The sequence below is a fragment of the Vibrio sp. 2CM40D genome (genome assembly GCF_023161825.1).
In the GTDB taxonomy this organism is placed as follows: domain Bacteria; phylum Pseudomonadota; class Gammaproteobacteria; order Enterobacterales; family Vibrionaceae; genus Vibrio; species Vibrio alginolyticus.
On sequence record NZ_JALNTL010000007.1, the window covers coordinates 39,587 to 58,017 of the forward strand.

Here is an 18,431-nt window from a genome sequence, read left to right on the forward strand (position 1 = left end):
ACAGAGTGAAATCGATTGCTTTTAAGCGGTTAGTTACGATTTTTATCGCAGAAACTTGATTGTAATTGTTTGTTTTATATTTGAAAATCTTATAAAGATATAGGTTTTTACTTATTACGTTCATTTTCATTGAATTACGATGAAAAACGGTAAATAATATTGTCCCGTTTATACGGGGCTTTTTTCTTTCGGAGGCACAATGCTTTACCGTCTAGCCAGAACTGGCTTTTTCCAACTCGATGCCGAGAAGGCACATGATCTTGCAATCAAGAACTTCCAACGCTTTAACGGCACACCACTTGATCTCTTTTACCGCCAACAGTTACCAACTCGTCCAGTTGAGTGTATGGGTCTAACATTCCGTAACCCTGTTGGTCTTGCGGCTGGTTTAGATAAAAACGGCGAATGTATTGAAGCATTTGATGCCATGGGCTTTGGCTTTGTCGAAGTCGGCACTGTAACGCCACGACCACAACCAGGTAATGATAAACCACGCTTATTCCGTTTAGTGGAAGCAGAGGGGATCATCAACCGCATGGGCTTTAATAACCTAGGCGTTGATAATTTGATCGAGAATGTTAAACGAGCAAAATTCAATTGTGTTCTCGGAATTAATATCGGTAAAAATAAAGATACGCCAATTGAAAAAGGGGCAGAGGACTACCTGATTTGTATGGAAAAAGTGTATGAGTATGCTGGTTATATTGCAGTAAACATCTCATCGCCAAACACTCCAGGTCTTCGTTCACTTCAATATGGTGAAGCGCTTGATGAACTGCTTTCCGAATTAAAAGCGAAACAAGCGGAGTTATCAGAGAAGTACAACAAGTATGTCCCGTTAGCATTAAAGATTGCGCCAGATTTAAGTGACGATGAAATCTGCCAAATCTGCGATTCTTTATTGAAAAACAATATAGATGGTGTGATCGCGACTAACACAACTTTGGATCGCACGATCGTAGAAGGGATGAAACACGCCAATGAGGCAGGTGGCTTGAGTGGTCGCCCTGTGCAATCACGCTCTACGGAGGTCGTACGTAAGCTTCATGAAGAGCTTGGAGACAAACTTCCAATTATCGGTGTTGGTGGTGTAGATTCCTATGTTGCAGCCAAAGAAAAGATCATGGCAGGCGCTAAACTTGTTCAAGTCTACACTGGCTTTATTTACCACGGCCCAGGTCTCGTACGTGATATTGTTAAGAATCTTTAACATATACATCAAAAACTACTGAAAAATCAGTACCTGTTACATAAAAAAGAGGACTTTGTTTCCTCTTTTTTTTTATCCGTTCGTTTGTAGAATTTAAAAATCACGAGTAGGTAATTAAGCGTCTTACCTCTTTACCACTGATTTAACTAGTCAAGAGAGAACGGAATAATGCTTAAACCCAGCGACAAATGGAATTGGTATTTTGACGAGCAAAAAGCTTGCTTAATGCTGGATCTGGGGGAGGAAATGATTTTCCAAACCAATCTATCCCGAAAATTGTTGGTTAACTGTGCCTTCTCAAACAGTGAATTTACCGTTGATGACGCCAGCGCATTTCAAACGTTTAATGAGCGCATTCGCTGTCTCGATATCAGTGAATATCGCCAAGCTGAATTAACACTGTATTGTGTTGCTGCAAAGCGTTTTCATAAACCTGTACAGCCTAAGAGCTGGTTCTTCGATGCACAGTCCTCTGATTATGAACCTCAAGAAGGGGACATGGTCTTTCTCACAAATCAATATTCTGATGGTATGTTCATCGTTCTAGAACCAGGCGAAACATCGAGCTTATGTGCTTATGTTAACCAAGAAGCCTTTGTTCTTGATGGCAATAAGGCGCTTCAATTTGGGCAGCCGATTAAAGTAATGCATGATCGCATGGCTTGTGCAAACCACCTCTTTGCAATGACCCCTATGGCAATGGTGGGTTAAAGCTGTTTAATTTTTCTTTATTTCGTTCCTTTGTTTGCCTTAATCGACCTTAGTGGGTCGATTTTTTTTGTCCTTTCCTCTGACACTCCAATCCGAAATACCATGAAACTGTTTGTTTTCTATGCATGCAAACATGAAGCTGGTCACTTTTATTTTACTTATTTCAATTTGATTACCCCTTTAACTAGGCAACCTAGAGCCTAAAACAACCCTATTTATTCCCCTATAAAGGGTATTTGTAAGTAATTTACATCAATCAATCCACACTGGTATATACCAAAATGAGCGTAAATAAGTATTCACTTCTTCTAAAGGAAACAAAATACGTTCATGAATGAAAAACATTCAAACTAAAGATGTTGAAAGTTTTAGATCATTTGAGTGATGATGATTTGAACTAACGGGTGGGAAAATACCTTTAAAAACGAGGCATTGATCGTAAAGTCAGGTATAATTGAAGCCATTTTTTATCAGCGAAAGAACACTATGAATCAATATCTCGCGGTAACTTCAAATGGCATGGAAAATTTGCTTGTTGAAGAACTGACTAAACTAGGCATTGAAAATGCGAAACCAGTACAGGCAGGCGTAAAATTTAAAGCGACAAACGAACAGGTTTATCGCTGTTGTTTGTGGAGCCGTTTAGCGTCTCGATTTGTACGTGTTTTATCTGAGTTCACGTGTAACAACGACATGGACTTGTATCTATCCACTTCCACTATTAACTGGGTTAACCAATTTCATAGCTCTAAACGCTTTGTTGTGGACTTTAACGGCACAAACCGTGAGATTAGAAATAGCCAATACGGGGCTATGAAGGTCAAAGATGGCATCGTAGATTGCTTTGAGAACAAAGGCTTGCCACGTCCTAATATCAGCAAAGAACGCCCAGATATTCGTATTCACGTTCGTTTGCATAAAGATAAAGCGTTGCTTGGGGTAGACATGGTAGGTAGTGGTCTTCATCAGCGTGGTTATCGACCAGAATCGGGTCGTGCGCCATTACGTGAAACGCTTGCTTCTGCGATTATCATGCGTTGTGGCTGGGATGGGCATCAACCATTACTCGATCCAATGTGTGGTTCTGGTACTTTGCTTATTGAAGCAGCAATGATGGCAGCCAACATGGCACCTGGCGTTAAGCGCAAACAATGGGGCTTCGAAGTTTTGGAAGACTTTGAACCGGAGACCTGGGCTGAGATTAAATCAGAGGCTAATGTTCAAGCTAGACGAGGTGTCAAGAAAGTTGACGCTAAGTTTTTTGGATTCGATAACGACCCCAAAGTATTAAAAGTCGCTCAAGAAAACGCCCGCAGAGCAGGTGTTGAAGAGTTGATTGAGTTTGCGCAAGGTGATGCTGCAACTATTACTCGTCCCGCAGGATTTGAACACGGTGTTATCGTTTCAAACCCACCTTACGGTGAGCGTCTAGGAACTGAGCCGGGGCTGATTGCGCTCTATACCGCATTCGGTGGACAGCTAAAATCTGAGTTTGGCGGATGTAAAGCATCTATCTTCTCTAGCTCAGACGAGCTCTTGAGTTGCCTTCGCATGCGCGCTGATAAACAGTTTAAATTGAACAACGGTGCGTTACCGTGTCACCAAAAGAACTACAGCATTGCCGAGCGCAGCGCTGATGAAGTTAAAGGTGCAGATACTAACGTTCAAATCGCACCAGACTTCTCAAACCGTTTGAAGAAAAACATTGGCAAGATTGGCAAGTGGGCTCGTAAAGAGAAACTAGACTGCTATCGTATCTACGATGCAGACCTTCCAGAATACAACGTAGCGATCGACGTGTACGGCGATCAAATTGTGATTCAAGAGTACGCAGCACCTAAGAACATCCCTGAAGAAAAAGCCAAGCGTCGTCTAACGGACATTATCCGTGCGACGATTCAGGTGACCGGTGTCGAAGCGAACAAAGTTGTACTGAAAGTTCGTGAGAAGCAGAAAGGTCGAAGCCAGTACCAAAAATTAGGTCAGGTATCAGAGACGCTCGAAGTAAACGAGTACGGTGTGAAGCTGATCGTGAACCTTCATGACTACCTAGACACAGGCCTGTTCTTGGATCATAAGATCACTCGTCGTCGTCTTGGCGAAATGGCACAGGGTAAAGATTTCCTTAACTTGTTTGCTTACACTGGTAGTGCAACAGTGCACGCTGCAGTTGGTGGTGCGCGTTCCACTACAACTGTCGATATGTCAAACACCTACTTGAATTGGGCGAAAGACAATATGCAGCTTAATGGCTGTGTAGGACGCCAACATAAATATGAACAAGCGGACTGTTTGCAATGGCTAGAAAACGCAAAAGGTGAGTACGACTTGATCTTTATTGACCCACCTACGTTCTCTAACTCTAAGCGTATGGAAACATCATTCGATGTACAACGTGACCACATTAAGCTAATGAAGAACCTCAAACGTTTACTGAGAAGTGAAGGCACAATCGTATTTTCAAATAACAAACGTCATTTCAAGATGGATGAAGAATCACTCGCTGAATTGGGTTTGAAGGCTCAGAATATTTCTTCTCAAACGTTACCATTAGATTTTGCGCGTAATAAACAGATTCATAACTGTTGGCTAGTAACGCACGCGTAGTATAAACAAAAGGATTAATACGTGCTGATATTGTATAGCACGGAGGGATGCCATCTTTGTGAGATGGCATTTGCTCTAGTAGACCAAGTCGGTTTGGCCGAGCAAACAGATATCATCGATATTGCGTTCGATGATGTACTATTTTCTCGTTACGGCGTCACAATACCCGTATTAAAATATCAAGATTCTGAGTTGAACTGGCCGTTTGACTTAGAACAACTCACACATTGGTTGGATAATAATGGCATTACTTACCATTCATAACGCACAACTTGCATTTGGTGACCACCCATTGCTAGACAAAGCGGAGTTCGCTCTTCAAGAAAACGAACGCGTTTGTTTAGTTGGTCGTAACGGAGCAGGTAAGTCCACGTTAATGAAAGTGCTTGCCGGCGACATTTTGTTGGATGATGGCAAGATTCAAATAACTCAAGACGTAGTAGTTTCTCGGCTTGAACAAGATCCACCGCGCAATCAAGAGGGTACGGTTTACGAATACGTATCTGGCGGTTTGGCTGAAATCGGCGAACAATTGAAGATCTATCACGATCTTCTCGATCTTGTTGCTCAAGACCCAAGTGAGAAGAACATTAACCGTTTGGCGAAAGTTCAAGAGCAACTTGATCATTCTAACGCTTGGCGCTTTGATGACCGTGTTAAGAACGTACTTGGCGCTTTAAAACTAAGCCCAGAAACCAAACTGACCGATCTATCCGGTGGCTGGCAACGTAAAGCTGCTTTAGCTCGTGCGCTGGTTTGTGATCCTGATGTATTGCTTCTTGATGAACCAACAAACCATCTCGATGTGACAACGATCGAATGGTTAGAGAACTTCTTAAAAGACTTCAAAGGCTCGATCATCTTTATTTCTCACGACCGTGCATTCATCAAGTCGATGGCGACACGCATCGTTGACTTAGATCGCGGTCAATTAGCTTCTTTCCCTGGTAATTACGAACAGTATTTGAATGACAAAGAAGAAATGCTTCGCGTCGAAGAAATGCAAAATGCTGAGTTCGATAAGAAACTAGCGCAGGAAGAAGTGTGGATTCGTCAAGGCATTAAAGCACGTCGTACTCGTAATGAAGGCCGTGTTCGAGCCCTTAAAAAACTTCGTGAAGAGCGTCGTGACCGTCGTGAAGTTCAAGGTAAAGTTAACCTAAACATCGATGATGCTTCTCGTTCAGGTAAGATTGTATTTGAAGCAGAAAATGTATCTTTTGCTTACGAAGGCAAGACAATTGTCGACGACTTTAGCTTTAACATCATGCGTGGTGACCGTATTGCACTTATCGGACCAAATGGCTGCGGTAAGAGTACGGTACTTAAATTGCTACTAGGGCAATTGGAAGCGCAGTCTGGTCGTTTACACTGCGGAACAAAATTAGAAGTCGCGTACTTTGATCAGTACCGAGAGATTTTGGATCCAGAAAAGACAGTGATCGATAACTTAGCGGATGGGAAACAAGAAGTAATGGTTGGGGGACGTCAGCGTCATGCGCTGAGTTATCTTCAAGACTTCTTATTTGCACCTAAGCGCGCCAGAACCCCGGTTAAGGCACTTTCTGGTGGTGAGAAAAACCGATTATTGCTAGCCCGTATCTTGTTGAAACCAAACAACTTACTTATTCTTGATGAACCAACTAACGATTTGGATATCGAAACGTTGGAACTTTTAGAAGAAATGCTTGCCAATTATCAGGGTACATTATTGTTAGTGAGTCACGACCGTGAGTTCGTAGACAACACAGTAACAACCAGCTGGATTTTTGAGGGTAACGGTATAATCGAAGAGTTCGTTGGTGGTTATCATGATGCTAAACAGCAGCGTGACCAAGTTCTTGCTTCGCGCAGTCAGGTTGAAAAACCAACAAAGAAAGAGAAAGTGGTTGAGGAAACTCCCAAAACTACGCAACCTAAGAACAATTCGAAGAAGTTATCGTATAAGCTGCAAAGAGAATTAGAGGCTCTACCAGCTAAACTTGAACAATTAGAGTCGGATATCGAGAGCCTTCAGGAGCAAGTGAACGATCCAGAGTTCTTTGCTAAACCTGTAGAGCAAACTCAGCCGGTATTGGAACAGCTTGCTGCATTAGAGCAGGAGTTGGAAATCGCATTCGAGAGATGGGAAGAACTCGAAGCAATGCAACAGGATAGTTAAGAATTCAATGAATTGTAGTAATAAATTCAAATTGACCGCCATTGCAATGATGGTTGGTACCACAATGAACGCACAGGCGGCATTGTATCAAGTTGTTGAGGTTTCACCTCAGGATCATGGTTCAAACGGTGACTACCAAACGGCTTACGGGGTTGCAATTCAACAGGGCAATGCAGGTACAGATCCTTCAACAGGTTCACCTTTCGCTCTAGGCTGCTTTGATGCAGCAGCAAACTGCACGCCAGAGCAGTTTAAACTTGCAATGGAAACTCGCACTACACCGATTTCAGCGACACAAGCCGTGGATGGGAACAGCTATCGTGAAGAAATCCCATTCGGATTAGACGCTGGCTTTTATTACATCCAAGAACTCAAAGACTTTGAGCGTTACTGTTACAACCAGCTTCGCTATTCCACCTGTGACTCATGGGCTTCAGTAAACTGGACGCCGTGGAATAAAGAACGTAGTAAAGACTTTACTTCTAATGCGTTAGCGTTCATAGAAGAAGATTCTGCTGCTTATAAAAATGAATATAACAATGTTATCAACCAGCTTACCGAGGATGGTGCAGCTGTCGGTAATCAGAGTAAAGTTAGCACAGAAAATACTTCTACATTAGAAACACGAAATACCGTAGTTGCACCAGTAGAGCCAAATATTCTTACTGGCGATGGTGACGCAAGTGTTGTGCAAAGCCATGCTTGGAGCACAGACGGCAATTTTACTGTTGGCAGTGTTTCTCGAACAGCAAGCAATACCAATGGATCTCACCACACATCAAAAGCAGCGATTTGGGATCAAAGCGGAACCGTCAGTGAATTGGCTTGGCCAAGTGGCACATCTAAAGATGGAGAAAGGTTAGCTCAAGGGAGCATGCGTGACCTTGTCACTGATGGAACTACGGTCTATGGCGTAGGTTACAACACTTACAGTGATGATAACTACCTGAATGCGACTGTTTTTGTCGGAACTCTAGAAGCCGAAGGTAGCGTTGAAAACGCAACTTGGAAAAACAAAGTTGTTGTAGGAGCTAGACAGCGCGAGGGTGATGATACGGTTCATACAAACTCACGATTAACCGACGTTAACTCTAATTTTGTTGCTATTGGTGAAGCAAAACGTTCGGGCGGATACTTAATGCCAACGGGCTCTGCTCCGAATCGTCTCTTTATCGTAGATGATGTTCGTAAGGATTCTATTAGCGCTTTTTACCCAACTACTGGCATTTTCTTTAGCGGTGCGGGCGGTAAGATGGGCGGTATCAACTCTTACAATGAAATCGTCGGGCAACTTGATGCAGAAACGACTCGTGAAGACGATGGCAAGCCACGTCGTAAGCGCGGTTTTATCTATCCATATAGCCTAGGTGGCGAGACTAGTGAACGTGCTGCAACATTGTTTAATGGAAAAGCTTGGTTCCTAGACAGTTTGACTAATGGCGGTGATTACTCTGAACAAAACAATCAGTTCCGTATTATCGACGCAACTGATATCAATGATGCAGGTGTGATCTCTGGTACAGCTATGAAATGTGCAGGTGGTTATAGCACAACAGCAAACAATGCGACATGTAGCTCTGAAGAGCAAATTGTAGCAGTCAAACTAGTACCTATTGCTGACGCAACTAAGGACGACATCGTATCTCGAAGCATTGACTCAACGACGACAGAGCGTCAAGGTGCAGGCCTTGGTTGGTTAGCTTTGACCATGCTTGGATTGTTTGGGTTCCGTAGAAAATAGTTAAAAATCGTCAGTAATTTTTAAATCAAGCAGATGCTCACACATTTGAGTCTCTGCTTTTTTTATGCCTTGAGAAATTGCCTACTTTGATCGATTCTTATAAGTGGAGTCATAAAAACTCCATCAAAGTTTCACAATAACAGCTGTACGTTAGTAAATGGACCTGTATGAGGAATTAACTATGAAGAGACAAAAGCGTGATCGCCTAGAACGAGCTCAATCTCAAGGCTACAAAGCTGGGTTGAATGGAAGGTCTCAAGAGGCTTGCCCATATCAACAAGTTGATGCTCGGTCGTATTGGTTAGGTGGTTGGCGTGATGCCAGAGATGAAAGACAATCTGGTCTCTACAAATAAACTCTCCACATACAAAAAGAAGGATTCGAAAGGGCTCTACGGAGCCTTTTCTACATTATAGGGACATAGGGAAGTAGGTTAACACTCGACAACAAAAAGGCTCCTAAATAGGAGCCTTAATAAATCGATTAAAATCGTGATTAGAAGCTTGAAGTGTCTTGGAACAAGCCAACTTTCAAATCTTTTGCTACGTAGATTTCTTTGCCGTCCACACATACACGACCGTCGGCCAAACCCATCACAAGTTTACGGTTTACAACGCGTTTCATGTGGATTTCGTACGTCACTTTTTTCGCTGTTGGCAGGATCTGACCTGTAAACTTCACTTCGCCAACACCCAGAGCACGACCTTTTCCTTTGCCACCACCCCAGCCAAGGAAGAAACCAACAAGTTGCCACATCGCATCAAGGCCAAGACAACCCGGCATTACTGGGTCGCCAGGGAAGTGGCAGTCAAAGAACCACAAATCTGGAGTAATATCCAATTCCGCCAAGATCAAACCTTTACCAAAATCGCCTTCAGTCTCAGACATTTTAGTAACACGATCCATCATTAGCATGTTTGGCGCAGGAAGCTGAGGGTAACCAGGCCCAAACAGTTCGCCTTGGCTAGAAGCAAGTAGATCGTCACGGTTATAAGAATCACGTTTGTTTTGCATTATCAATTACTCCAATTTTTGATAGCTGCATCTTAGTGAACACGTGTACGCTAAACAACTCCGATCAGTACTAGACAAACCAGTTTTTGATGCGCTGCACAATTCCTTCTGGATGCTCATGTCTTTCAAAGTTTTCAATACGTTCCGCTATTTTGCCAATAATGCTATCGTCTTCACCTCTAAAAGGTTTATTCATTACAATCGGAATAGCTTCATCTACGGTAGAAACGGACCAAATATGGAACTCACCATTTTTAATGCTTTCTATTACATCTTTATGTAATGCAAGGTGTTTAAGGTTTGATTTTGGCATCACAACACCTTGATTTCCTGTAAAACCTTGATGTTTACAAACCTGATAAAAGCCTTCAATTTTTTCGTTCAAGCCACCGACGGCTTGCACTCGACCAAACTGATCAACAGCTCCTGTAACAGCAACTTGTTGATTAATTGGAGATTCAGATAAAGCACTCACCAAGCAACAAAGTTCTGCAAGAGATGCGCTGTCACCATCAACTTCACTATAAGACTGTTCAAATACGATGGAGGCAGAGTAAGGCAGTGGTTCATCCAGTTTCAGAGCAGAGCTCAAGAAAGCTTGCATAATCATCATGCCTTTTGCATGTAGATTGCCTCCAAGCTCAGCTTTGCGCTCAACATCGGAAACATCGCCATCACCAAAATGAATTACACAAGATATTCGTGCAGGCTCACCATAGCTGACAGGGTGCCCAGCCATATCAATAACGGTTAGGCCATTGATTTGACCAACTTGTTCCCCAGTTGTCTCAATGATGACTTGTCCATCTAAAATATCGTACACGGCACGCTGAGGAAGGTAAGATTCTCGGTAATACTTGTCGTCAATCGCTTTATCTAACGACTTGTAATCTAATGCGTGACCATCACTGAACTGGCTGGCAAGCGTTAGAAGTTGAGAGTGCCACATTACTCCTAAAGGCAGATAATGTTGATCTTCAGTAAATCTCATACCGGCTAGCAACAATCTTCTAAAACCACATTCAGTTAAGTGAGGCAGCTGATATTGAGAACATATCCAGTTCACTAAACCAAAGTAATCTGTCAAATTCTGCTCTGACAGATGAATATCTTCTTCAACTTCCGTATACATGGCAAAGCCAGAACAGAAGTCTTCATCGATGTATTCTAGCTCTGCTAACTGACTTCTTTCTCCTGTTACAATCAGTTTTACATCATAAGCTTTAGCTTGCGGTACTGAAGTAGGTAAACGAGTAGGGCTTAGGTTCAGTGGCTCGATAAGGTTTTGTTGAATTGCAGACTTTATATTTGGCCAAAGCCCTGGGTTAGCCAAAATTAGATTAGCCGGTACAATTAAGTAACCGTTATCTGCCTGTGAAATTAAACCAGGTTGGAAGGCAATATCACCACTTACATCAACACTGTAACGGTCAAATAAACGTTTGGCATCAAGTGATTCCGAAAAAACTATCGCAGCGTTAGACTGGCTCTGAAGAGCTTTACTGATGAACTCTCTATATACAGAATTATCTACGCAGTTAATGAGTAGTACTCGCGTCAATCCGGAAATTTTTGAAAAACGAGATATCGTTGCCGACATTCTCGGTTGGAGATCAGTAAAAGACTTCTTTGGTAACGAAGGTGCAGACTTTAAAAGTGCTTCGTACTGCTCAAGTGAAGGTGTTACGTCTTGCCAATTAAGTTGGTTCATTAAAATTCATCGTAATTCAATCTTGCCGACATTATAACGAAACGGACTATAACACCCTAGCACCAATTTGGTTTGCTCTCGGCATTCATCTCTCAATGAACAATACTTAGACAAATGAGTGATCAACATCGATACTTCTAAGAGTTTTATTTGCCCAAGTAAACCATCTGGGTTACGCTGTCACTAGGTTATGTTTATGGGTCGGAACAAATGAAATATCAGCAGCTTGAGAATCTAGAATGTGGGTGGAAATGGAAGTATCTCATCAAAAAATGGAAAGATGGTGAAGCGATTACCCGACATATTGATACAAGCGAAGCAGATGCAGCGGTCGCAGAACTAAAACGCCTTGAACACGAGCCTACACTTGTCTTAGCTTGGATAGAAAACCACATGTCAGAAGAGTTAGATAATAAACTCAAGCAGGCTATCCGAGCGAAACGGAAACGTCACTTCAATGCAGAGCAAGTCCATACAAAGAAGAAATCCATTGATTTAGATTACCGAGTTTGGGAAAAGCTTTCTAGTAGAGCGAATGAACTTGGTTGTACGTTATCTGACGCAATTGAATATTTGCTTTCCGAAGCGTCGAGAAGTGAAAAAGCGAGTCAAAAAGTTACCTCAATTAAAGAGGATTTGAGTAAATTGCTATCAAGCTAGGATAGGGAGTGCCAAATGTTATATGTAATCTTAATTGCAGCCATCGTGATCTTTTGGTTGATCGCAGTCGATAGGCCGGTGTTAAAAGTAAAGTTCGATAATGGCCATATTAGTAACGTAAAAGGGCATCTACCTCCTTCTTTCAAACACAACTTACAGGATATTAGTGAGCATAACCCGTTTACTGGTGAAATGAAGGTGTATAGCCAACGAACAGGAATGCGCTTAAGCTTTTCCAAAGGCATTCCCAAAAAAGTTCAACAGAGGATTCGTAACGTTTTTCCGCACCAGGGCTTCAAAGCAAACAAAGGCAAGAAGCGCGCTTAATTACATATCAGTTACTTCATCATGTTAAATGGGACGCAATGTGGCGTCCCATTTTCGTATCTACAGAAAAATTACTTATCATCGAACAATCAACAACATAAACGGACCAAAACGATGAGATACGTTGTAACTTTAATGGTATTGATCTTTGCAAGTAATTCAGTTTTTGCTGACGATTCAGAAACGAACCTGTTGGCTAAAAAGATTAAGACTAAGCTTCAAAAGAAAGTAGACAATAAGTTTGATGGCTATCAAGGTTATTGTGACGTCATGATAGAAATGGAGCACAAAAGTAAAAACGCAGTAATAAAAAGAGTAACCAGCAGTGGTGACCAAAAAGTGTGTAGGTACGTTAAGTCCAACTTGAAGAAAGGAAAACGCTATCGTTACAAATACCCCGAAAAGTACATTCGCCTCCATATAACCACAGGCTTATAAATGTTTCAGAACGCAACTGAGCTCGTGATTTTTGGCAGATTTCGTTGCGGAGCGATTAGAGCGTTTAGCTGATTTTTGCTGTTGTACGAGGCGAGTATGAAAGGCTTTTTTGTTTGGTAGCGCTTAAGTTAGTAATCGTGATGCCATTGAATGGCAAATTCAGTGAGTTGGCCATCATCACCATACATAGATTGATTCAGGTGCTTACGGAAGGACACGCCAGTAAGTCGGGGACTAAGCGCGCATCAATTTTCAATAAGAGATTTGATTTGCTTCGTAAGCATAACCACAAACCAAACTAGCGATTGCAAGTTCACAGGAGCCTCGGTTAAAGCCTCAAAAGCAAACAATGTTGTTAATCTTAGGAGGACATTTTAAAGTAGCTAAAACCGGACATTATTGCTTTGAGATCTCACTCCTTGATGCGCATTATATGTGAAAGGGTTAATATAGGTTAGACGGGGGCACCTGCTTGTAAGGCATTGATTAAGCGGGGATTATTGTACTTATCATCTATCAAACCGAACACCAAATTTTGATCGTCTAGTTCCAGTAAGTCAGCGATTTTAAAGGCTATTTCCCAATCCATAGAACAGCTACCTGCGCGCCAGTGGGCTACGCGACTACGACCAACGCCAAGTTTCTGAGCTAGTTTGTAGTCTGAGCCCAGTTCGTACTTAGCTTTTACTCTGTCTAAAAGTATGTTTGTGTAGTTCATTTAGTAACTGTTTAAAAAAGAAACAAGATTGTTAAATTGTAGAGCATCTTACGTGCTATTTCAGTAGTTTAACTCGTTTGTACGTTTAAAATAATTCGTTTACGGTTGCCATGTTCAAAAAAGAGACAGCTTGCGGAGGCTATGAACATGGAACGTATAATCTCAAACCCAATTCACTTACCTTGCCCTGATATGGCAGGGTGTGCAAATCCAGACCCAATTAAAACGGCTAAATCACTGCGTAAAATCGCAGAATTGCGCGAGAAGTTCGCCGAGCAATTCCCTAAAAAGAAACAGACGTACATTCCTACACGGTTTCGTCAGGGGGTTGTAGCATGAATCTTAGTATCTGGAAATCGCGCCGCAATCAGCGCCAACTTGTTGCATCACAAGACAATGGAACTCATATCTACTTCGACAGTTTCGAACTTGAAACCGTTGAAGCCTCTCTTTGGCTTTACCAAGGGATGACGCTTGTCGCTTGCATCAAAGCACAAAACAACACCTTAACTGACATCACTACCACGGCTCAACGTATGGCGACGCTTGGCGCGCAAAATAACGGTGGGTCATTGGCTCAAGTTGAGGGGGCGTAATCATGAAAAAGTTAACCGCTCGTGAAGCCTTTTCTTACATGTGGGGCGCACGTCGCTCTAATAGCACTCCTGCTATTCACTATGCCTTTGGTCGTTTGGTCGAAACATTAGGCGCACCAGAAGCCACCGAACTTGCGCTTTATATTGATAGCCTTGAGTTTTATTCGTTCAATTTGCGCCGTTATAGTGAAGTGAATACAAACAGTCTATGCAATTTTGAATTCAATACCACCGCGTCAACGAGTGCAAGGGTATATAAATTATATCAGGCAATTAAGCGCAACAATGAGCGCGTTGCTGACCGTATCCGCAAGCAAGATGAAGCGCCCCAAGTGGGCGCGGATTCTTCCCTTTAATCAGGGGGATGCATGGATTTCGACACCAAAGCCATAGAAATCAAAATGGCGGGCAAGACGTTCGCCAATGATGCTATTCATCAAAGTGCCTTTTCACGCCGATTCTTCCCACGCTTACCCGCGATAGTTCGCAACGATGTGCGCCGTAAAGTAGAGGCGCGCACACAGCGCAAAAACGCCACACGTGAAAACGTGATTAAAACAGCCAAAGACGCGGTGAAATTTGGCCTGAAGTGCGCACACCATATCGAGAATCGTTACTCGTTTGTTGATAGTCGAAAGGGCGCGCATAGCGAGCCATTGACGCACAATATCTTGATGCGTGACGACGCGCTGACCAAGTTCGCGGAGAAGTACGCCGACCAATGCGCCGAGACTTTATCAAGCCTAAATGCCGAGGGTTACGCCTCTTTTGTTGAGGCGTTGGCCGCGGTTTATTCTGAGCAAAAATCGCTACTTAAGACCATTCACATCAAGCCGCCATACGTGAATTTCAAAGTGAAAGACGTTGAAGTGTTAGAGCAAATGCTAACAGCCGCGGTACTCAAAATGCAGTCGGAAAAGTGGGTCGAACGTCGTTTGCTGCGTCTGCGTGGTGACTACATCGAGTACGCCCAAATCACCATGAGCCGTGTGGGTGACAAAGGCCATCAAAGCAAATACGTGTCAGAGATTTCCTTTAGTAACTGGAAGCGCAAGCAACGTGAATCTGAGAAATACATGAAGTCGATGAGCGTGTACAACGAGGAAACAGGCGAACACTTTCCATTAGAGGAAGTGGCAAAGCGCACCATTGCTAACCCTGAGAACCGCCGCATTGAAATGATGGTTCGTTCACGTGGCTTTGAAGAACTGGCCGACGAACTGGAATACACCGCGCTTTTCATTACGTGGACACTACCGAGCCGTTATCACCGCAATTCACCGAAGTGGGACGGTTCAAGCGTCAAAGACGGACACGCCGAGTTAATGCGCCAATGGTCACTTGCTCGCGCTAAGTTGGCAAAGTTAGAGATTGAATACTTTGGCTTTCGTGTGGCCGAGCCACACAAAGACGCAACCAGTCACGCGCACTATTTCTTGTTTTGTTCTCACAAAGACAAAGCCAACATCATTCGTATTCTACGCGGTGAGGCGATTGCACCAGACCGTGAGGAATTGGGCGACGACATCACGCCACGCTTTGACGTAAAAGAGGCCGACCCAAGTAAGGGCGGCGCAACGGCATACATTGCCAAGTACGTCTCGAAGAACATCAACGGTAAACACATGCCAGACACCGAAGCCGAAGAAAGCGCATTTAAAGTGCGCGCTTGGGCGTCAGTGCATCGCATTCGCCAGTTTCAGCAATTTGGTGGTGAGCCTGTTTCCTTGTGGCGCAGTTTACGCCGAGCGACAGCCGAACAAACCCAAAAAGATGATCAGCTAGAAGAACTGAGACAAGCGGCAGACTCATCCAAATGGGCGCTGTTTTGTCAGTTAGCTAAGGGCGCGAAGTTGGCTTACAAAGAAAACAAAAACGACTACGGCGAGCCAATCAAAAAAATCATTGGTTTTGAATGGTGTGGTCAAGTCATCGAAACCGCTAGCGAGTGCTATTCGCTCGTGCAAACGAAAGACGTAAAGCGTCTTTTAAAAAGTCGCGGAGCGACGTCTTGGAGCACTGAAAATAACTGTAACTCCCCACTCATTACAGAGTTGAAGAAGCTCACCGGATGGAGCTTTGAGGGAGTGAAATGCCTATTAGAGCCGTTGGCGAATGGGGCGACGGTTTCCATCGACCAATATTGTTCAATCAAATTACAAAACAACACATTACGACTGATTTAACCCGTTTGGGATATTGCTTGCGACAACGATTTCAGCAACTAGGTAAGGACAACCCAATGAGCAACATCGACAAAATCACCCAAGAAATGGAAGCCGAAGTGAAGCGCAGCAAAGGCGGCGTGTTTTGGCGTCTATTGCTGGTCTGGATGAAGGAAGTCAACAAACAGATTCAGAATAAACCGAACACCGATGAAGAACTAGCCGAGGCTTAAACAATGGAAATGCTATCTCTTAAAGAATGTCAGCAAGCAATGGCCGCGCTTGATGCGGCCGACAAACTCAACGCCAGTGTCGAAAAGGAGTTGAGCCATTTTAAAAACATGGACACCAACGCGATTATCAAGCGCGCAAGCAAGATGCTCATGACGGGTAATTTTTCGCTTGAAGCGTTTGGTTTGAATCCGACGCTGTTCGACCAAATCGAGCAGCTTACCAAGCTCAACAACAAGGTGCGTGAAAAGTATCGCGGTTGTGTCAAAGGCAACATGCAGCAATTGGAAACAGTCGAGGCGGCCGCCGATGAGTAAACACCCAAACCCAATTCGCGGGCACGTATCGTGCCCCGTTTGCCAAAGTCCCTCAACCGTGCATCGCGTCGGTGAGGGCAAGCTCATTGCCGAGGGCGAGCCAACCAAAAACGGGCGCAATTTAGGACTGCTGTACTACAAGTGTCCGAGCTGTGGCAACAGTCCAATGAGCAAGAGCATTAACGCGTTTGTGGAAACCAACATGGTTGACTCGGTTGAACAGTTAGAAGTGAGTGACGCTGTCACAATTGAGGCTGAATCGCCAACGGTTGAACCAGTACCCGAAACCGTTGCAAGCACTGATACGCCTAGCGTTGAAGTAATTGAACAAGTTGAAGCGCCAAGCGTTGAAAGCGAGCAAGTAACCGAACCGGAGCCCGCACCAACGCCCGTTAAAAAGCCGCCGTTTCCGGTTAAAAAAGTCTTAGCGGGGATAGCCTTTGTCGCCTTGCTGATTTGGGCAATTCGTCAACTGATGCCAACCAAGAAACCAACCGAACCAGATACCGAACAAGGGGAGCCAATCAATGCAGGATGAAATGGAAAACCAACCAGAGTTAGATGATTGGGGCGACTTTTCCGCGGTTATCAGTGGACTGGAACAAACCGAAGTCAGCGAGTTAACCGACTTACCAACCGAAGCGGCCAACGATGACAACCACCAACCCGCGGGTGAAATGTTTGAGGGCGCATTGTCGGTACTGTTCACCATTGCCGAACAAGCCACGTCGATTATTTCCGGTGTCGATTTTGAGTTTGATGAAAAAGGCAAAGCGGCGGTGATTGATGCCGCGTTGCCCGTGTTGGAAAAACACAGTGATAGCGTGTCGTCGCTGTTTGGTGACTACATGCAAGAGGCCGTTTTAGGCTTGGCGGTGTTGTCGCTGGTCTACAGTGCCAAGAAAACCATGGCATACCAAAAAGAGTTGTTAGCGATAGAGGAGGAAAAACAGCGTGAGCAAAAAGAAAAAGACGCCGCTTAAATTCCCCAATCCGGTCAACTCCAATCCGTCACACGATGCCGAGCATGTCATCTATGTGGCGGGCACGGGCGGGGGTAAAACCTCCGCCGTTAAGCACTTGGGGTTAGTGCCAAAAGCCGCGCAAGCGGTTTTTTTTGACCCATATCGCAACTACGCGGGGGCGAAATTCCGCGGCCAACAATGCCTTGAAACCAGTTCCCGCGTGGCGTTCGTCAAAGCTTTGGTGATGGCACGTAAACGCGGCAAGTCGTTCAAGTTGGCGTACATCCCCCAAGATGGGGCTTGCTCGGAAGAATTAGAGTTCTTCAGCGCGGCAGTGTGGGCGGTGGGTAATGGCGACGCCAAACAACTGCATGTGATCATCGAAGAGCTTGCAAGCTGCGTGGAGACGTCCGGCAAACTCAAAGGCAAGGCGGGCGAATTATGGCGCGGTGGGCGTCAATATGGGCTTGTGCTGCATTCGATTTTCCAACGCGGGCAAGAAGTGCCTAAGACCGTGACCGAGCAATCGCCTGTATGGTGGATTGGTGCGGTCAACTCGATGGCCGATGCACGATGGCTCGCGGATAAAAAAGGCTTGTGCGTCGATACCTTGGCGGGCTTGAAGTCAGCCAAAAACAACAAAGCCGCGATTGGTAAACCGATTGCCGAATATTTGCTCGTTCGTGACGGTATCGGCAACGTCGAAAAAGGCGCATTCAACTGTCTAACCGGAGCACTTCAACGCTAAATCCAACCTATAGGTTAACCACTTAACCTATAGGTTGCTCTCACTTCCAAGCCTGTCCGTTTCCCTGTTTCATGAAATCACTTTTTAACCGTGTACAACCGAAAGGGACAA

22 protein-coding genes are annotated in these 18,431 nt (G+C 44.1%); 19 read left to right on the plus strand and 3 right to left on the minus strand.

Annotation, left to right across the window (positions count from 1 at the left end; all coding sequences use genetic code 11):
* Positions 1-199: 199 nt before the first annotated feature.
* The 7 genes from pyrD (at position 200) to rmf (ending at position 8,785) form a co-directional block, all read left to right on the plus strand.
* Positions 200-1,210: a quinone-dependent dihydroorotate dehydrogenase gene (gene pyrD / locus MTF70_RS16570; protein WP_017634281.1), complete on the plus strand. Its 1,011-nt coding sequence runs from the start codon at positions 200-202 to the stop codon at positions 1,208-1,210.
* Positions 1,211-1,378: 168 nt separating this feature from the next.
* Positions 1,379-1,921: a cell division protein ZapC gene (locus MTF70_RS16575; RefSeq protein WP_005377444.1), complete on the plus strand. Its 543-nt coding sequence runs from the start codon at positions 1,379-1,381 to the stop codon at positions 1,919-1,921.
* Between the two features lie 486 nt (positions 1,922-2,407).
* Positions 2,408-4,528: a bifunctional 23S rRNA (guanine(2069)-N(7))-methyltransferase RlmK/23S rRNA (guanine(2445)-N(2))-methyltransferase RlmL gene (gene rlmKL, locus MTF70_RS16580; protein ID WP_053350765.1), complete on the plus strand. Its 2,121-nt coding sequence runs from the start codon at positions 2,408-2,410 to the stop codon at positions 4,526-4,528.
* 21 nt (positions 4,529-4,549) lie between these two features.
* Complete coding sequence (locus tag MTF70_RS16585) at positions 4,550-4,792, plus strand: glutaredoxin family protein (RefSeq protein ID WP_017821808.1); 243 nt, start codon at positions 4,550-4,552, stop codon at positions 4,790-4,792.
* Positions 4,770-6,689 carry an ABC transporter ATP-binding protein gene (locus tag MTF70_RS16590; protein WP_005377449.1) on the plus strand — a complete coding sequence of 640 codons (1,920 nt, stop codon included), beginning with the start codon at positions 4,770-4,772 and terminating at the stop codon, positions 6,687-6,689. The genes MTF70_RS16585 and MTF70_RS16590 overlap by 23 nt, the downstream gene beginning before the upstream one ends.
* 7 nt (positions 6,690-6,696) lie before the next feature.
* Complete coding sequence (locus MTF70_RS16595; RefSeq protein WP_025766617.1) at positions 6,697-8,430, plus strand: DUF3466 family protein; 1,734 nt, start codon at positions 6,697-6,699, stop codon at positions 8,428-8,430.
* Between the two features lie 181 nt (positions 8,431-8,611).
* On the plus strand, positions 8,612-8,785 hold the full coding sequence (rmf, locus tag MTF70_RS16600; RefSeq protein ID WP_005377453.1) for a ribosome modulation factor: 174 nt from the start codon (positions 8,612-8,614) through the stop codon (positions 8,783-8,785).
* A gap of 140 nt (positions 8,786-8,925) precedes the next feature.
* Here rmf and fabA read toward each other — a convergent pair whose 3' ends face one another.
* Positions 8,926-9,444 carry a bifunctional 3-hydroxydecanoyl-ACP dehydratase/trans-2-decenoyl-ACP isomerase gene (gene fabA, locus MTF70_RS16605; RefSeq protein WP_205460959.1) on the minus strand — a complete coding sequence of 173 codons (519 nt, stop codon included), beginning with the start codon at positions 9,442-9,444 and terminating at the stop codon, positions 8,926-8,928.
* 70 nt (positions 9,445-9,514) lie between these two features.
* The gene (locus MTF70_RS16610; RefSeq protein ID WP_005377458.1) at positions 9,515-11,155 is read right to left on the minus strand and encodes a Lon protease family protein; all 1,641 of its coding nucleotides are present in this window, start codon (positions 11,153-11,155) and stop codon (positions 9,515-9,517) included.
* Between the two features lie 210 nt (positions 11,156-11,365).
* Here MTF70_RS16610 and matP point away from each other — a divergent pair, with 210 nt between their 5' ends.
* The 3 genes from matP (at position 11,366) to MTF70_RS16625 (ending at position 12,580) form a co-directional block, all read left to right on the plus strand.
* Positions 11,366-11,815, plus strand: coding sequence for a macrodomain Ter protein MatP (gene matP, locus MTF70_RS16615; RefSeq protein ID WP_005396497.1), 450 nt, complete (start codon positions 11,366-11,368; stop codon positions 11,813-11,815).
* Between the two features lie 15 nt (positions 11,816-11,830).
* Positions 11,831-12,142, plus strand: coding sequence for a DUF3634 family protein (locus tag MTF70_RS16620; RefSeq protein WP_005377468.1), 312 nt, complete (start codon positions 11,831-11,833; stop codon positions 12,140-12,142).
* Positions 12,143-12,256: 114 nt separating this feature from the next.
* Complete coding sequence (locus tag MTF70_RS16625; protein WP_025766620.1) at positions 12,257-12,580, plus strand: hypothetical protein; 324 nt, start codon at positions 12,257-12,259, stop codon at positions 12,578-12,580.
* Between the two features lie 454 nt (positions 12,581-13,034).
* Here MTF70_RS16625 and MTF70_RS16630 read toward each other — a convergent pair whose 3' ends face one another.
* A complete protein-coding gene (locus MTF70_RS16630; RefSeq protein ID WP_005390085.1) occupies positions 13,035-13,298 on the minus strand; it encodes a helix-turn-helix transcriptional regulator in 264 nt (87 codons plus the stop codon).
* 147 nt (positions 13,299-13,445) lie between these two features.
* On the opposite strand from MTF70_RS16630, the gene MTF70_RS16635 reads away from it, so the two are divergent.
* From MTF70_RS16635 to MTF70_RS16675, 9 genes are read left to right on the plus strand one after another with little or no spacing between them, the layout of a single operon-like run.
* A complete protein-coding gene (locus MTF70_RS16635) occupies positions 13,446-13,637 on the plus strand; it encodes a hypothetical protein (RefSeq protein WP_005455288.1) in 192 nt (63 codons plus the stop codon).
* Positions 13,634-13,894, plus strand: a complete 261-nt coding sequence (locus MTF70_RS16640) for a hypothetical protein (protein WP_248394091.1) — start codon at positions 13,634-13,636, stop codon at positions 13,892-13,894. Before MTF70_RS16635 ends, MTF70_RS16640 begins: the two co-directional genes overlap by 4 nt.
* 2 nt (positions 13,895-13,896) lie before the next feature.
* Positions 13,897-14,250 carry a hypothetical protein gene (locus MTF70_RS16645; RefSeq protein ID WP_025627687.1) on the plus strand — a complete coding sequence of 118 codons (354 nt, stop codon included), beginning with the start codon at positions 13,897-13,899 and terminating at the stop codon, positions 14,248-14,250.
* 12 nt (positions 14,251-14,262) lie between these two features.
* Positions 14,263-16,080: a replication endonuclease gene (locus tag MTF70_RS16650; protein ID WP_248394093.1), complete on the plus strand. Its 1,818-nt coding sequence runs from the start codon at positions 14,263-14,265 to the stop codon at positions 16,078-16,080.
* A gap of 17 nt (positions 16,081-16,097) precedes the next feature.
* Entirely contained in the window at positions 16,098-16,292 is a 195-nt protein-coding gene (locus tag MTF70_RS16655) for a hypothetical protein (RefSeq protein WP_176281229.1), read from the plus strand.
* Positions 16,293-16,295: 3 nt separating this feature from the next.
* Complete coding sequence (locus MTF70_RS16660; RefSeq protein WP_248394095.1) at positions 16,296-16,607, plus strand: hypothetical protein; 312 nt, start codon at positions 16,296-16,298, stop codon at positions 16,605-16,607.
* Positions 16,600-17,145 (plus strand): hypothetical protein, encoded by a 546-nt coding sequence (locus MTF70_RS16665; protein ID WP_025998627.1) that lies wholly within the window; start codon positions 16,600-16,602, stop codon positions 17,143-17,145. The genes MTF70_RS16660 and MTF70_RS16665 overlap by 8 nt, the downstream gene beginning before the upstream one ends.
* Positions 17,135-17,590 carry a hypothetical protein gene (locus MTF70_RS16670; protein WP_017634759.1) on the plus strand — a complete coding sequence of 152 codons (456 nt, stop codon included), beginning with the start codon at positions 17,135-17,137 and terminating at the stop codon, positions 17,588-17,590. The genes MTF70_RS16665 and MTF70_RS16670 overlap by 11 nt, the downstream gene beginning before the upstream one ends.
* Complete coding sequence (locus MTF70_RS16675) at positions 17,562-18,320, plus strand: hypothetical protein (RefSeq protein WP_239938586.1); 759 nt, start codon at positions 17,562-17,564, stop codon at positions 18,318-18,320. The genes MTF70_RS16670 and MTF70_RS16675 overlap by 29 nt, the downstream gene beginning before the upstream one ends.
* The last annotated feature ends 111 nt before the right edge of the window (positions 18,321-18,431 follow it).

Coding starts and splice junctions, on each gene's coding strand:
- MTF70_RS16660 (WP_248394095.1), top strand. CDS start 16,296: ATGGAAATGCTATCTCTTAAAGAATGTCAGCAAGCAATGGCCGCGCTT.
- MTF70_RS16630 (WP_005390085.1), bottom strand. CDS start 13,298: ATGAACTACACAAACATACTTTTAGACAGAGTAAAAGCTAAGTACGAA.
- rlmKL (WP_053350765.1), top strand. CDS start 2,408: ATGAATCAATATCTCGCGGTAACTTCAAATGGCATGGAAAATTTGCTT.
- MTF70_RS16595 (WP_025766617.1), top strand. CDS start 6,697: ATGAATTGTAGTAATAAATTCAAATTGACCGCCATTGCAATGATGGTT.
- MTF70_RS16640 (WP_248394091.1), top strand. CDS start 13,634: ATGAATCTTAGTATCTGGAAATCGCGCCGCAATCAGCGCCAACTTGTT.
- pyrD (WP_017634281.1), top strand. CDS start 200: ATGCTTTACCGTCTAGCCAGAACTGGCTTTTTCCAACTCGATGCCGAG.
- MTF70_RS16620 (WP_005377468.1), top strand. CDS start 11,831: ATGTTATATGTAATCTTAATTGCAGCCATCGTGATCTTTTGGTTGATC.
- MTF70_RS16665 (WP_025998627.1), top strand. CDS start 16,600: ATGAGTAAACACCCAAACCCAATTCGCGGGCACGTATCGTGCCCCGTT.
- MTF70_RS16635 (WP_005455288.1), top strand. CDS start 13,446: ATGGAACGTATAATCTCAAACCCAATTCACTTACCTTGCCCTGATATG.
- rmf (WP_005377453.1), top strand. CDS start 8,612: ATGAAGAGACAAAAGCGTGATCGCCTAGAACGAGCTCAATCTCAAGGC.
- matP (WP_005396497.1), top strand. CDS start 11,366: ATGAAATATCAGCAGCTTGAGAATCTAGAATGTGGGTGGAAATGGAAG.
- MTF70_RS16590 (WP_005377449.1), top strand. CDS start 4,770: ATGGCATTACTTACCATTCATAACGCACAACTTGCATTTGGTGACCAC.
- MTF70_RS16645 (WP_025627687.1), top strand. CDS start 13,897: ATGAAAAAGTTAACCGCTCGTGAAGCCTTTTCTTACATGTGGGGCGCA.
- MTF70_RS16575 (WP_005377444.1), top strand. CDS start 1,379: ATGCTTAAACCCAGCGACAAATGGAATTGGTATTTTGACGAGCAAAAA.
- MTF70_RS16625 (WP_025766620.1), top strand. CDS start 12,257: ATGAGATACGTTGTAACTTTAATGGTATTGATCTTTGCAAGTAATTCA.
- fabA (WP_205460959.1), bottom strand. CDS start 9,444: ATGCAAAACAAACGTGATTCTTATAACCGTGACGATCTACTTGCTTCT.
- MTF70_RS16670 (WP_017634759.1), top strand. CDS start 17,135: ATGCAGGATGAAATGGAAAACCAACCAGAGTTAGATGATTGGGGCGAC.
- MTF70_RS16610 (WP_005377458.1), bottom strand. CDS start 11,155: ATGAACCAACTTAATTGGCAAGACGTAACACCTTCACTTGAGCAGTAC.
- MTF70_RS16650 (WP_248394093.1), top strand. CDS start 14,263: ATGGATTTCGACACCAAAGCCATAGAAATCAAAATGGCGGGCAAGACG.